The following is a 12,216-nucleotide window of genomic DNA, read 5'->3' on the forward strand; positions in this document are numbered from 1 at the left end:
CCAATCCCCGCCCGTTCCTGTGGACCAAGACCGCCGAGGAGATCCTGGAGTCAATCGCCCGATTTTGTAGGCGGATTTCCGGCGGAGGACACTAGATGATCTCCAGGTTGGCCATCATCCCCATGTCCTCGTGCTCGGCGTTGTGGCAGTGGAAGAGGTAGCGGCCCCGGTAGCCGTCGAAGCGGGTGATGATCTCCACGGCTTCGCCGGGCCGCAGGGAGACGGTGTCCTTGAGGCCGGCGTCGTGCGGCAACGGCGGCCCGCCGCCGCGCGTGAGCACCTGGAAGCCGACCAGGTGCAGGTGCACGGGGTGGTGCACGTCGGCGACCAGCCGCCACACCTCGACGTCGCCGAGCCGGGTGGTGACGTCGGTGCGGGCCGGGTCGAACGGCAGCCCGCCGATCAACCACCCGCGACCGCCGTGCATCCGCCCGGTGCGGAAGGAGAAGTCGCGCACCGCCACGGCGTCCGCGCGGCTCCACGTCGGCAGATCGGTCGACAGCGTGCGCGGGACGCGGCTGTCGTCCTTGGCGCGGCGGGCGACGCGGAAGGCCATCACGTCGCGGGTGCGGCCCGAGCCGAGCCGGTTGAGCAGCCTGACCCGGCCGCCCACCGGGACGCCGGCGAAGTCGACGATCACGTCGTGGCGCTCGGCGGGCGCGGTGGGCAGCAGCCGGTGGGTGACGGGCGCGGCGAGCAGTCCCTGGTCGGCGCCGACCTGAACGAGGTCGAGCGCGCGCCCGTCGTCGGTGACCGCTTCGAGCTCGTAGTGCCGGGCGTTGGAGGCGTTCAGGACCCGCAGCCGGTAGCGGGCCGCGTCGACCTCGTGCACGGGCCAGGGCGCGCCGTTGACCAGGATGACGTCACCGAGGACACCGGCGAAGTACGGCTCCTGCACGCCCGGTTGCTCGTGCAGGTCGGGGTCGAGGGAGGGGTAGGCCAGGCTGCCGTCGGCCGCGAACGCCCGGTCGGTGATCATCAGCGGCAGCTCGCGCGGCCCGGCGGGCAGGCCGAGGCCGTCCTCGGCGTCGTCGCGCACGACGTGCAGCCCGGCCAGGCCGCGCCAGATCGCCGGAGCGGTGAAGTCCATCCGGTGGTCGTGGTACCACAGCAGCGTCGGCCGCTGGTCCAGCGGGAACGCGTAGTCCCGCGTCAGCCTCGACACCACGGCCCGCGGGTCGCGCATGCCGTGCCCGCCGTGCCCGGCGGCGTCGTGCCGGTCGGGCAGGACCAGGTCGGTCGGGTAGCCGTCGGAGTCCGCCGGCGTCCGCCCGCCGTGCAGGTGCACGACGGTCGGCACGGGCAGCTCGTTGCGGTGCGTCACGGTGACCGGCCGGCCGCGCCGCGACTCGATCGTCGGCCCGGGGAAGGTGCCCTCGTAGGTCCACAACGGCGTCCGGACACCGGGCAGGATCTCGGCGCTCGCCTCGCGCTGGGTGATCTCGTAGCGGTCGGCGGCGACCGGCGCCAGCACGCCGGGGATCGGCAGCGGCGCCTGGAACGGCGGCGGCAGCGGCACCGCGCTGCGCAGCTCGGCGCCGGTCGTCGCCGGTCGGCGGGCCAGCACGGCCGACGCCGACAGTCCCGTGGCCGCCACCAGTCCGAGCGCGCCGCCGATGCCCAGCACCCGCCGCCTGGTCAGGCCGTCACGCATCGCGGGCCTCCCGTCGCGGGAGGGGGCGGCGCCAGACGTCGATGAACTGCACGACGAGCGCCGCGACGGTCATCACCCCCAGCGGGACGTGCAGCCACAGCGCGCTTTCCAGGCCCGCGAAGTACTGCGCCGTCTCGGCCGCCACCACCGCCACCGTGGTCAGGAACGGCCCGGCCCGCCGCAACCGGGCCCAGACCACGATCGCCACGATCACCTGGACGTAGCCGATGGAGGACGTCACGTCCGCGCCGACGGCGTGCCGGCGCAGGCTGTCGAAGTCCCCGGTCAGGTACACGCCGGCGAACACCGGCTGGGCGACGATCGCCACCACGTGCGCGCTGACGACGGCCCGGTAGACCCATCCGGTCGGCGCGGTCCGAGGCGCGGCAACGGATCCCGGCCCGATGGCCATGGGGGATCCCTCCTCACTGGTGATCTCGGGTGCGAACGCTTCTCAAGCTATGACCTGTGAGTTATCGTGTCTAAGATCGATATTGCTATGGCGTTATGCGCGCGGAGGCATGGTGGAGCTGAACTCGCTCCGGCAGTTCCTGGTGGTGGCCCGGCTGGAGCACCTCAGCCGGGCCGCCGACGAGCTGCGCGTCGCCCAACCGTCGCTGAGCCGCACCGTCGCCCGCCTGGAGCAGGAGCTGGGCGCGCCGCTGTTCGACCGCGGCGGCCGGCTCCGGCTGAACGACACGGGCAAGCTCTTCCGCGATCACGTCGAACGCGCGCTCGGCGAGCTCGACGCGGGACGACGCGCCGTCGCCGAAGCCGCCGACGAGGGGCAGGGCGCCGTGCGACTGGCGTCGGAGACCTTCCTCACCCTCACCGGGCCGCTGGCCGCCTACAAGCGGGCCCACCCGTCCGCCGAGGTCGCACTCCACTGGTCGCCGGCCGACGACATGGCCCGCCGCCTGCGGGCGCAGGACGTCGACCTGTGCGTGGCCTCGCAGCCGATCCACGCCGAGGGCCTGGCGTCGGCCCGGCTGTTCGACGAGGCGGTCGGCGTGGGCACCCCGCCGGGCCACCCGCTGGCGAGCCGCGCTTCGGTGCGCGTCGAGGAACTCGCCGACCTGCCCTTCGTCACCGCGCGCGAGGGGCACTGGATCCGCCGGCTGCTCGACCGGCTCTTCGCCGCGCGCGGCCTCACCCCGAAGATCGTCTGCGAGAGCGACGAGCCCGGCGCCATCGCGGAGCTGATCGGCGCGGGGCTCGGCGTCGGCCTCGTCCCGGCGTTCGCGCTGCGCGGCGCCACCCGCGTCCCCGGCGCCTGGGTGGCCGTGGACAGCGCCGACTGCCGCCGCACGGTCACCCTGTACTGGGGCGCGGACAGCCGCCTGTCCGCCGCCGCGCGGCTGATGCGCACCACGATCACCGACTGGGACTGGACCGGCGGAGAGCCCCGGGACCGGCGCTGACGGTCAGCCGGCCGTCCACGGGCGGAGCTTCTCCGGGTTGCGCACCGCCCAGATGCGCTTGATCCGGTCGCCCTCGATCTCGAACGCGTACACCGACACCGTGACGCCGTCCTGCTGGGCGATCAGGCCGGGTTGGCCGTTGACCGTGCGCTCCAGCATCGTCTGGCCGCGCAGCCGGTCCGCGAGGTGGCGCAGCGCTTCGGCGATCCGCTCGGCGCCCTCCACCGGGCGCAGCGACGTGCGGACCAGGCCGCCGCCGTCGCTGATCACCGTGGCGTCGTCGGCGAGCAGGTCGACGAGGGCGTCGATGTCCCAGCTCTCGAAGGCCTGCTTGAAGTCCCTGACGATCCGGGCCTGCCGGGCGGTCGGGGTCGTGGGCGCCTGCGCGGCGCGGATGCGGCGGCGGGCCGACGAGGCCAGCTGGCGACAGGCGGCCGGCGTGCGGCCGACGATCTCGGCCACCTCGCCGAAGGGGTAGCGGAAGACGTCGTGCAGGACGAACGCGACGCGCTCGGCGGGCGTCATCGAGTCGAGCACGACGAGGAAGGCCATGCCGACCGACTCGTCCAGGGTGATCCGGTCGGCCGGGTCGGTGGTGGCGGCGCCCGCTCGCCCGCCGGCCCACTCGGTTCGGTCGGGCAGCGGCTCGGGCAGCCACTCGCCCACGTAGCGCTCACGCCTGACCCGCGCCGAGCCGAGCAGGTCGAGGCAGACGCGACCGGCGACCGTGGTGAGCCAGGCGCCCGGCGACTCGATGGCGTCCCGCTGCTCCCGCGACAGGGCGTACCAGCGGGCGTAGGTCTCCTGGACGGCGTCCTCGGCCTCGGCCAGCGAGCCGAGGAGGCGGTAGGCGAGGTTGATCAGCTGACGCCGCTCGCCGACGATCGCGCTCAACCCCGCGTCGGACCGGTCGTGCTCGGGTCCTGAGTGGTCGGTCATGTTCCGCTGGCTCCCCCGGGTCGGCTCTTCCCTCACCCTGTCCGACGGGATAGCACACCGAAACGTCAGGTCGCCGTGCCGCCCGTCCGGGACGACCGCCGTGCCGCCTCACATTCCACCCGGCTGCGTCGTCGTACCCGGCAAGTCACGAAAGGGGTGGATGGCGATGCCTGTGCACCGCGAGGCGGAGGAAGCCGGGGTCCGGCGGCAGGTCGACCGGATCGTCGAAGCGCTCAGGGCCAAGGATCTCGAAGGCCTGGAGCGGATCTACGCGCCGGACGTCGTGTCCTTCGACGTCGAGCCGCCGTTGCGGCACGTGGGAATAGCGGCGAAGTCGAAGAACTGGGCGAACGTGTTCGCGTTCTTCCGGGAGGTGGACTACGAGGTGCGGGACCTGAGCGTCACCGCGGGCGACGACGTGGCGTTCGGGCACGGCTTCGGCCGGCTCAGCGGCACGACGCGGGACGGCGTGCCGACGAGCGGCATGTGGGTCCGGGCCACGTTCGGCTTCCGGAAGGTCGACGGCCGGTGGTTGATCGCGCACGACCAGGTCTCCGTGCCGTTCGACGTGTCGACCGGCCGAGGGGTGGCCGACCTTGAGCCCTGAGCCGCCCGCCGTGAACGTCGCGATCATCTACTACAGCGCCACCGGGAACGTGCACGCCTTGGCGCAAGCCGCCGCCGAGGGCGCGGAGAAGGCCGGCGCGCAGGTGCGGCTGCGCAAGGTCGCCGAGACGGCGCCGGCGGCGGCCGTCGACTCCAGGCCGGAGTGGGCCGCGCACGTCCGGAGCACCGCCGACGTCGCCGAGGCCGCCCACGACGACCTGGAGTGGGCCGACGCGGTGCTGTTCGGCGCGCCGACCCGCTTCGGCAACCCGGCCGGGCAGCTCCGGGCGTTCATCGAGACGACCGGCCCGCTGTGGTTCCACGGCAAGCTCGCGGACAAGGTGTACTCGGCCTTCACGTCCTCCAACAGCCCGCACGGCGGGCAGGAGTCCACGATCCTGGCGTTGAGCACGACCTTCCACCACTGGGGCGGGATCATCGTGCCGCCTGGGTACACCGACCCGATCCAGTTCCAGTCCGGGAACCCCTATGGCACCTCGCACGTCGCCGGCACCGGTGCGCCCGGCGAGGTGACCTTGGCGGCGGCGCGCTACCAGGCTCGCCGCGTCGTCGACGTCGCGACCGCGCTGAAGGCCGGCCGCGCCGCGTGACGAGAAGTCCGAAAACCTCGAACGGAGAAGCGATGAGCTCGAACGAGTCCGAAGTGGTGGCGTTCCTGGAGGGCCGCGCCGCCGCCCAGCAGGCGAAGGACATCGACCGGCTGATGTCCTGCTATTCCCCCGGGATCGTCTACTACGACGTCGTGCCGCCCCTGCGGTTCACCGGGACCGAGGAGGTGCGGCGCAACTTCCTGCGGTGGTTCGACGGCTACGAAGGGCCCATCACCCTGGAAACGCACGACCGCACCATCGTGACGAGCGGCGACGTCGCGTTCGCCAACATGCTCCACCTGGACTCCGGTGAGCGCAAAGGCGGCTTCCAGCGGTCGATCTGGGTGCGGGAGACCGTCTGCCTGCGACGGTCGAACGGCAGGTGGTCGATCACGAACGAGCACGTCTCGATCCCGTTCGACCCGACGAACCTCCAGGTCTGGCTCCCGACGGAGAAGGACCAGCCCGCCTGACCGCACGCCCGGGGTCGGACGAGGGCGTGCCGCGTCCTCGCCCGACCCCGCCGGTCACCTCGCCGCCGTGACGGCGGGCGCGGGTTTGCCGCGCGACACCGCGACGCCGACCAGGCAGAGCGCGCCGCCCGCCAACGCCACGAGACCGGGCACCTCGTCGAGCAGCGCCCACGACAGCACCACCACGATCGCCGGCACGAGGTACGTCGTGGCGCCGAGCTTGCCGGTGGTCATGTGGGAGAGCGCGTACGCCCACGTGTAGAACGCCAGCGCGGTCGGCAGCAGGCCCAGGTACACCACCGAGAGCGTGGCGCTCGCCGGCGCGTCGCCGAGGTCGCGGACGAGCTGCCCGCCGAACGGCAGGCACACGATCGCGCCGACCACGCAGCCGAACGTGGTGGCCTGCAACGCGGACGCGTGCCGAAGGGCGGGTTTCTGCGCCACCACGCCGACCGCGTACCCGGCCGCCGCGACCAGGCAGAGCAGCGCGCCCCGGGTCGTCGAGCCGCCGCCGGAGTCGACGAGCCCGACCGCCGCGACGCCCGCGAACGCGATCGCGAGCCCGACCAGCAACCGCACCGGGAAGCCCTCGCGGAGCAGCCACCCGGCCAGGAACGCCACCAGGATCGGGCCGACGCCGACGATCAGGGCGGCCGTGCCCGCGTCCGCGTGCCGCTCACCCCAGTTCAGCGCGACCATGTACAGCGCGAACCAGAACACCCCGGACCCGATGATCCCCGGCCACGCCGCTCTCGGCGGCACGCCGACACCGCGCAGCGCGGCGATCGCACCGAGCGCGATCGCGCCGACCAGCAACCGGCCGAGCGCCAGCGACCCCGGCTCGAAGTGCTCGCCCGCGTACCGGATGCCGACGAACGCCGACGCCCACAGCACCATCGTGACCACGACCGCCGCGGCGGCCTTCCCGTTGACACCGCTGCGCTCCACGGATCAACCCCCCGCCATCGCGCGGATCACCCGTCGCCGCAGCTTGCCCGTCGACGTGCGGGGCAGCTCGGCCACGAAGACCACGTCCTCCGGAACCTTGTACCAGGTGAGCGTCGCCCGCGCGCCGGCGAGCAGCTCGGCGCGCACCTCCTCCGGCGACGCGCCGTCGTCCAGCACCACGAACGCGCGCAGCGACGTGACACCGCTCTCGCGCCGTGCCGAGCACACCGCGGCCTCCCGCACGGCGGGGTGGCGCATCAGGTGGTCCTCGGTCTCCGCCGGGTGCACGTTCTGGCCGCCGACGATCTCCACGTCGTCCAACCGGCCGTGCAGCCGCACGTACCCGTCCTCGTCCGCGGTGGCCGCGTCGCCGGTGGCGTACCAGGAGTCCCCGGCCCGCGCCGGCGGATCGCTGCCCCGTGCCACGCCCAGCGCGATCGACGGACCCGCCACCTCCAGCGCACCCGGCACGCCCGGCGGAGCCTCGACGCCCGCCTCGTCCACGATCCGCATCCGGTACGGCGGCAGGATCCGCCCGATCGTGTGGTCACGGCTGTGGCCGATCGCGTTGGCCACCAAGGCGTGCCCGATCTCCGTCGTGCCGAAGATGTTCAGCAGCCGTTCACCGAGCACCTGCCTCAGCCGCACCTCCAGCGGCGCCGGCAGCACCTCGCCCGCGACCAGCGCCAGCCGGAGGCCGGACAGCAGCGCGTGATCGGGGTGGCGCGACAGCCGGGCGTAGAAGCTCGGCTGGCCGTAGAACACCGTCACGCCGCGGTCTTTGATGATCCGCAACGCGTCGTCCTCGGTCGCCCGTGCCCGCGACAGCACCGTGGTGCCGCCGCGGTGCAGCGGGAGGAACACGGAGTTGCCCAGGCCGTAGGCGAAGTACATCCGCGACACCGAGAACGTGACGTCGTCCGGCGTGATGCCGACGACCGACCCGATGGCCCGCTCGTACACGCCGGGGTCGCCGTGGGTGTGGAAGCACAGCTTCGGGTCGCCCGTCGTGCCCGAGGTGAACACCGCGTACGCCGGGGTGTCCGGTGTGGCCGGCGCACAGGGCGGGTGGGGCGTGAGGCCCTCCGCCCGCAGCTCCTCCGGCGCGATCAGGTCGGCGGGCGGACCGCCCGGGTCCTCCTCGCACACGACCGCGTCCGGCGCCGCGATCCCGATCGCCCGGCGCAGCTCGTCCGGGTGCATGGTCGAGTTCACCGGCACCGCGACCGCGCCGATCCGCAACGCGCCCAGGAACGCCCACACCGCGTCGATGCCGTCCGGCAGGACGAGCGCGATCCGGCTGCCGGCGCCGAGCCCTCGCGCGGTGTACGCGGCGGCGGCACGGCCCGCCCCCTCGTAGACGTCGGCGAACCGGTAGGTCTCGTCGTCCACGTGGTAGGCGGGCCGGTCCAGCCAGCCGTGGTCGCGCGCGAGCCCTTCGAGCCGTTCGACCAGGTTCCCCGTACCGCCCTGCTTCGCGCGCAGGGTGTTCTCGCTCGACGACATGATTCCCCCGTCATCACGTCGAAAGGTGATCGGCGACGACTCCCCGGGTCGCCGCCGCATCGAGATTGACCGCCCGTGCCGCGCAATGTCAAGGACAGGTGCTCGGCAACCAGCTCCGATCACGCTGAACGTGCAGGTCAGTGCGTCGGTGTATCACACGATGGAGTGGTTGTTCGGCTGTGCTTGGAAATTGCCGATCACGGGAGCGCGTTCGTGGCAATGAGCATTTCCGCGACCGGTCTTGGTCGTTATCGCAGCACGACGGGGAGCGAGTGGAGGCGGCTGCCCATGATGCCGCCGGGCCCGCTGTGGCGGAGGTCGTCGAACGGGGTGGTGAGCCGAGCGGCGGGGTAGTGGGTGCGGAAGGTCTCGGCGACGGCGCGGAGTTCGAGCCGCGCCAGATGGGCGCCGATGCAGTAGTGCGGGCCCGCGCCGAAGGTGAGGTCGGCGCCGTCGCCGCTCTCGTTGACGCCCTTGATGTCGACGAGGACGGGGGAGCGCGCCGGCAGGCGGGTCCCGGCGAGGTCCAGTTCGGTCGACGTGAAGCGCCACAGGGTGAACGGCGCCGGCGGGTGGTGGCGGAGGGTGTCGCGGACGAGCTCGTCGTCGGCCGGGGCCGCGGGATCGCCGAGCAGGCGTGCCACGAGGAAGCCGATCGTCAGGTCGGTGGTGAGCTGACCGGCGAACAGCAGGGTGAAGACCTGGTAGTGCAGGTCTCGCCGCGTGCTGCCCGGCGGCATCCGGTCCGCGAGCTCGGTGGCCGGTCCGCCGCCGTCGAGCGCGGCGGTCGCGAGGTCGGCGAAGGCGGCCATGGCCTGCCCCACGTGGTCCGGGTAGTCGGTGTGCATCAGCCGGCACGCGCGCATCGCGCCGTCCACGTGCTCGTCCGGGATGCCGAGCAGGTCGCACAGGACGGCCAGCGGGTACCTGGTGGTGAAGTCCTCGAGGAGGTCGACCTCGCCGGGTCCGAGGCCGGCGAGCAGCCGTTCGGCGATGGCCCGCAGCCGCGGGTAGGCCGCCCGCACCCTGGCCGCGCCGAACAGCGGTGCGAACGCGCGCCGCAGCCGACCGTGCGCCTCGCCGTCCAGCGTGGTCACCGACAGCTGCTCGGCGGCGGTGGGTTCGAGGCCGGCCACCCGGTGATCCCAGTGCGGCGGCGCGAGGGCGGTGTCCTTGGCGAAGCGGGTGTCGGTCAGGACTGCGCGGGCCAGGTCGGGGTCCGTGACGATCCAGACCGGTCCGCCGGCCGGCGCTTCCGCCCGGACGAGGGGTCCGGCCGCCCGCATCTCCGCCCGGTGCGGGTCGGGAGCGTCGATGGCGCGGGCTCGGGTGGAGAACGGGCAGGTGACGGTGGGTGCGTCGGTCATGGGCGCCTTCCCTGGTCGCGACAGTACGCCCAATATAGCTGCATGACGCAGATACTCTGCAACGCAGACGCTGTGTCATGCATCGACTGCGTGGCGCAGTATGCTGGCCGGGTGGAGCGAACGGGATGAGCAAGGCGCCTGACGACGCGCGGTCGGAAGTCCTGCGGGCCGTCGCCCGGTGGCAGATCCCGGTCATCCAGCTCAACGGGATGATCGCCGAACGCCTCGGCGTGCCCTGGGCCGACCTCCAGGCGCTGTACGTGCTCGCCAACGAGGGCCCCGCCACCGCGGGCGAGCTGGCCCGGCGCGTCAACCTCACCAGCGGCTCGGCCTCGCGGATGATCGATCGCCTGGTGCGCGCGGGTTTCGCGCGCCGCGTGCCGGACGAGCACGACCGGCGGAAGGTGCTCATCGAACCGGATCCCGACGCGGTGGAGCGGGTCGGCCGGATGTACGACGGCCTCAACGAGCGGCACCGCCGTGACGTCGAGGCGTTCGACGACGCGGAACTCGCCACGCTGCTGCGGTTCATGGAGACCGCCGCCCGTCGCACGGAAGAGGAGATCCGGGACTTCGGGGGTTAGTCCGTCGCGGCGGCGAGCCGGGCCGCACCGGCGGCCGCGCGCGGGCCCGTCGCGACCGCGAGGTGTCCTGGATGTGGCGCGCTTGGTCGTCGTGCCACATCCAGGACGATCAGCTCCGAACCCTAGCCGCAGGTCCGCGTGTCGTACGACGCCCAGCGGAACACGCCGTCGGGGTCGTAGAACCCGTACTTGCCGCCATCACGGTTGCGCATGACGGGGAAGCTGCGCTCGATCCCGAAGTAACCGCCCCACCGGTAGTCCCCGTCGGGGCCTTGGTCGGTCACCTTCCGGCCGGCCCGGGCCCACGTGTCCCTGCCGACCGAACCGTCGCCGTACAGCCCGTGGGCCTGCTGCCACCGCACGGTGGCGGCGTGGGTCCGGTCGCCGAAGATCCCGTCGACGTCGCTCGCGGCCAGGTAGCCGTCCGCCCTCAGGATGGTCTGCCACAGGCAGGTGGCGTTGGAGTGGCGGTGCGTGCTCACGTTGTTGACGCCCTCGTCGGCCCAGTCCCCGTCGAGGTAGCCGGCGGCGCCGTAGATGAACGCCCGTCCGGTGTAGCTGCCCGAGGCCGCGGCCGAGCCTGCCGTGACGACCCCGAAGCCGAGCGTCGTTGCGGTCAACGCGATCGCGACGAACGCGGTCCGGAGCCCCCTCTTGCCTGGTTGTGCCATATTCCCCTCCGTGTCGAATAGCCGGTGCCCATTCCGACGAGGGCGACGGCTGAGGGGTGACAGCGCCGAGGCGGCCTGAGATCGGGATCACACCCGTCGAGCACGACGTCGTGCGCCGGTCCGAATCCGGTCGCGGCGGCCACTTCGCGCCCGGGGAGGCGCCCGACTTGCCCGTCAGGCGACGCCCGGGAGTTCTTCGACAACCCCTACGCGGACGGGACGGGGCCTCCCTTGCCGCCTTCCAGCACGGCCGGTTCGGGCGGGTTCAGCACCGCCAGCAGCCGCACGAAGCCGTCGCGGTCGCCCCGCACGGCGACCTCGCCGGCCGCTTCCGCGTCTTCGAGCCGCCGCGCGCCCCACACGACCTCGTGCAGCGAACCGGGATCGGTCACGACCACGGCGTCCGCGCCCACGCCGTCGCGCCGGTCCACGTCGATGGCGCCGTCCGACACGGAGACCCGGAACTCGTCGCCGCCGACCCGGACGGACACGTCGACGGCGAACCCGGCGGCCAGCCGCGGCTCGAACAGGCTCTTGAACGCCAGCATCACGGCGTCGGCGCCGATGGCGGCACGCCGGTCGAGCCCGGGCGAGCGTCCGCCCCACCGGCCGAAGCCGACGATCACCGGTTCCAGCTCGCGGCCCCAGGGCGTCAGGTCGTACACCCGCGTCGACGCGGACCGCAGCAGCCTGCGCCGCCGAACGACGCCGGCGCGCTCCAACTGCCGCAGGCGTTGGGACAGCACGTCCGGGCTCGCGCCCGGCATCCCGGCGCGCAGGTCGGTGAACCTCTTGGGGCCGAACAACAACTCGCGGACCACCAGCAGCGCCCACCGCTCACCGACGAGGTCGAGCGCGTGGGCGGCCGGACAGCTCTCCTCGTACTTGCGCTTGCTCGCCACGGGTGCACCTGCCCAGGGTGAGAACGGCCTTGCGAGGACGCCCGAGTGGTCCGGGCGGTGGTGCGGAACGTCGGCCCACCTCGTCCGGCGCGGGTGGAGGCGGGCCGACGTCCGCGCTCGGCTCCTGCTACCCGAACCGGTAGGAGCCGACGATCTTCGCCTCGCTGAACTTCGGCGGGCTGCTGACGCGGTCGCCGAAGTCCTTCATGAAGTCGGCGAACGCGGAGACGCCGTCCAGCGGGTTGTCGTCGGTCTCGTGGACGACGATGTGCACGAAGGTCACGCCGTCCTCGAGCCGGAAGGTCGCGTACCGGATGCCACCCGGATCCTGGGCGCCGAGCTCGGTGTAGATCCGCTCGACGAGCTCCTGGTTCTCGTCCGCCTTCTCCACGCTGTCGGCGGTGTACTGGATCACGTGGTTGCTCATGCAGTTCCTCTCGGTGGTGTGCTGGCAGGACGCCGGGGGGGGGGGGGGGGGGGGGGGGGGGGGGAGGGGGGGGGGGGGGGGGGGGGGGGGGGGGTGGGGGGGGGGGA

General features: G+C 73.0%; 14 protein-coding genes. 5 read left to right on the plus strand and 9 right to left on the minus strand.

The features are described 5' to 3' along the window. Nucleotides 1-91: 91 nt before the first annotated feature. Both ACZ7GX_RS44945 and ACZ7GX_RS44950 read right to left on the minus strand, forming a co-directional pair. Nucleotides 92-1,654, minus strand: coding sequence for a multicopper oxidase family protein (locus tag ACZ7GX_RS44945; protein ID WP_498786791.1), 1,563 nt, complete (start codon nt 1,652-1,654; stop codon nt 92-94). Beyond that, nucleotides 1,647-2,066: a hypothetical protein gene (locus tag ACZ7GX_RS44950; RefSeq protein ID WP_498786792.1), complete on the minus strand. Its 420-nt coding sequence runs from the start codon at nt 2,064-2,066 to the stop codon at nt 1,647-1,649. Before ACZ7GX_RS44950 ends, ACZ7GX_RS44945 begins: the two co-directional genes overlap by 8 nt. 112 nt (nt 2,067-2,178) lie before the next feature. Between ACZ7GX_RS44950 and ACZ7GX_RS44955 the strand changes: the two genes are divergently transcribed. After that, a complete protein-coding gene (locus ACZ7GX_RS44955; RefSeq protein WP_498786793.1) occupies nt 2,179-3,075 on the plus strand; it encodes a LysR substrate-binding domain-containing protein in 897 nt (298 codons plus the stop codon). Nucleotides 3,076-3,078: 3 nt separating this feature from the next. Here ACZ7GX_RS44955 and sigJ read toward each other — a convergent pair whose 3' ends face one another. Continuing rightward, nucleotides 3,079-4,014 carry an RNA polymerase sigma factor SigJ gene (sigJ, locus tag ACZ7GX_RS44960; protein WP_498786794.1) on the minus strand — a complete coding sequence of 312 codons (936 nt, stop codon included), beginning with the start codon at nt 4,012-4,014 and terminating at the stop codon, nt 3,079-3,081. 166 nt (nt 4,015-4,180) lie between these two features. On the opposite strand from sigJ, the gene ACZ7GX_RS44965 reads away from it, so the two are divergent. From ACZ7GX_RS44965 to ACZ7GX_RS44975, 3 genes are read left to right on the plus strand one after another with little or no spacing between them, the layout of a single operon-like run. Next, nucleotides 4,181-4,621, plus strand: coding sequence for a YybH family protein (locus ACZ7GX_RS44965; RefSeq protein WP_498786795.1), 441 nt, complete (start codon nt 4,181-4,183; stop codon nt 4,619-4,621). Further along, a complete protein-coding gene (wrbA, locus tag ACZ7GX_RS44970) occupies nt 4,611-5,231 on the plus strand; it encodes an NAD(P)H:quinone oxidoreductase (protein ID WP_498786796.1) in 621 nt (206 codons plus the stop codon). Before ACZ7GX_RS44965 ends, wrbA begins: the two co-directional genes overlap by 11 nt. A 32-nt stretch (nt 5,232-5,263) precedes the next feature. Continuing rightward, nucleotides 5,264-5,704, plus strand: coding sequence for a YybH family protein (locus tag ACZ7GX_RS44975; RefSeq protein WP_498786797.1), 441 nt, complete (start codon nt 5,264-5,266; stop codon nt 5,702-5,704). A 54-nt stretch (nt 5,705-5,758) separates the two neighbouring features. On the opposite strand, the gene ACZ7GX_RS44980 is transcribed toward ACZ7GX_RS44975, so the two are convergent. The 3 genes from ACZ7GX_RS44980 to ACZ7GX_RS44990 all read right to left on the minus strand — a co-directional run bounded on the left by ACZ7GX_RS44980 (nt 5,759) and on the right by ACZ7GX_RS44990 (nt 9,525). After that, complete coding sequence (locus tag ACZ7GX_RS44980; RefSeq protein WP_498786798.1) at nt 5,759-6,652, minus strand: DMT family transporter; 894 nt, start codon at nt 6,650-6,652, stop codon at nt 5,759-5,761. A 3-nt stretch (nt 6,653-6,655) separates the two neighbouring features. Further along, nucleotides 6,656-8,158, minus strand: coding sequence for a class I adenylate-forming enzyme family protein (locus tag ACZ7GX_RS44985; RefSeq protein ID WP_498786799.1), 1,503 nt, complete (start codon nt 8,156-8,158; stop codon nt 6,656-6,658). 248 nt (nt 8,159-8,406) lie between these two features. Beyond that, complete coding sequence (locus tag ACZ7GX_RS44990) at nt 8,407-9,525, minus strand: cytochrome P450 (protein WP_498786800.1); 1,119 nt, start codon at nt 9,523-9,525, stop codon at nt 8,407-8,409. 125 nt (nt 9,526-9,650) lie between these two features. Between ACZ7GX_RS44990 and ACZ7GX_RS44995 the strand changes: the two genes are divergently transcribed. Beyond that, entirely contained in the window at nt 9,651-10,109 is a 459-nt protein-coding gene (locus ACZ7GX_RS44995) for a MarR family winged helix-turn-helix transcriptional regulator (protein WP_498786801.1), read from the plus strand. 122 nt (nt 10,110-10,231) lie between these two features. Here the strand turns inward: ACZ7GX_RS44995 and ACZ7GX_RS45000 are convergent, their stop codons facing one another. The 3 genes from ACZ7GX_RS45000 to ACZ7GX_RS45010 form a co-directional block, all read right to left on the minus strand. After that, nucleotides 10,232-10,780 (minus strand): peptidoglycan-binding domain-containing protein, encoded by a 549-nt coding sequence (locus ACZ7GX_RS45000; protein WP_498786802.1) that lies wholly within the window; start codon nt 10,778-10,780, stop codon nt 10,232-10,234. A gap of 206 nt (nt 10,781-10,986) precedes the next feature. Then, entirely contained in the window at nt 10,987-11,682 is a 696-nt protein-coding gene (locus ACZ7GX_RS45005; protein WP_498786803.1) for a winged helix-turn-helix transcriptional regulator, read from the minus strand. Between the two features lie 127 nt (nt 11,683-11,809). Next, nucleotides 11,810-12,109, minus strand: coding sequence for a hypothetical protein (locus ACZ7GX_RS45010; RefSeq protein WP_498786804.1), 300 nt, complete (start codon nt 12,107-12,109; stop codon nt 11,810-11,812). Nucleotides 12,110-12,216 lie beyond the last annotated feature (107 nt).

The organism is Actinosynnema sp. NPDC037264 (genome assembly GCF_055603705.1).

Coding starts and splice junctions, on each gene's coding strand:
- ACZ7GX_RS44945 (WP_498786791.1), bottom strand. CDS start 1,654: ATGCGTGACGGCCTGACCAGGCGGCGGGTGCTGGGCATCGGCGGCGCG.
- ACZ7GX_RS44950 (WP_498786792.1), bottom strand. CDS start 2,066: ATGGCCATCGGGCCGGGATCCGTTGCCGCGCCTCGGACCGCGCCGACC.
- sigJ (WP_498786794.1), bottom strand. CDS start 4,014: ATGACCGACCACTCAGGACCCGAGCACGACCGGTCCGACGCGGGGTTG.
- ACZ7GX_RS44965 (WP_498786795.1), top strand. CDS start 4,181: ATGCCTGTGCACCGCGAGGCGGAGGAAGCCGGGGTCCGGCGGCAGGTC.
- ACZ7GX_RS44975 (WP_498786797.1), top strand. CDS start 5,264: ATGAGCTCGAACGAGTCCGAAGTGGTGGCGTTCCTGGAGGGCCGCGCC.
- ACZ7GX_RS44985 (WP_498786799.1), bottom strand. CDS start 8,158: ATGTCGTCGAGCGAGAACACCCTGCGCGCGAAGCAGGGCGGTACGGGG.
- ACZ7GX_RS44990 (WP_498786800.1), bottom strand. CDS start 9,525: ATGACCGACGCACCCACCGTCACCTGCCCGTTCTCCACCCGAGCCCGC.
- ACZ7GX_RS44995 (WP_498786801.1), top strand. CDS start 9,651: ATGAGCAAGGCGCCTGACGACGCGCGGTCGGAAGTCCTGCGGGCCGTC.
- ACZ7GX_RS45000 (WP_498786802.1), bottom strand. CDS start 10,780: ATGGCACAACCAGGCAAGAGGGGGCTCCGGACCGCGTTCGTCGCGATC.
- ACZ7GX_RS45010 (WP_498786804.1), bottom strand. CDS start 12,109: ATGAGCAACCACGTGATCCAGTACACCGCCGACAGCGTGGAGAAGGCG.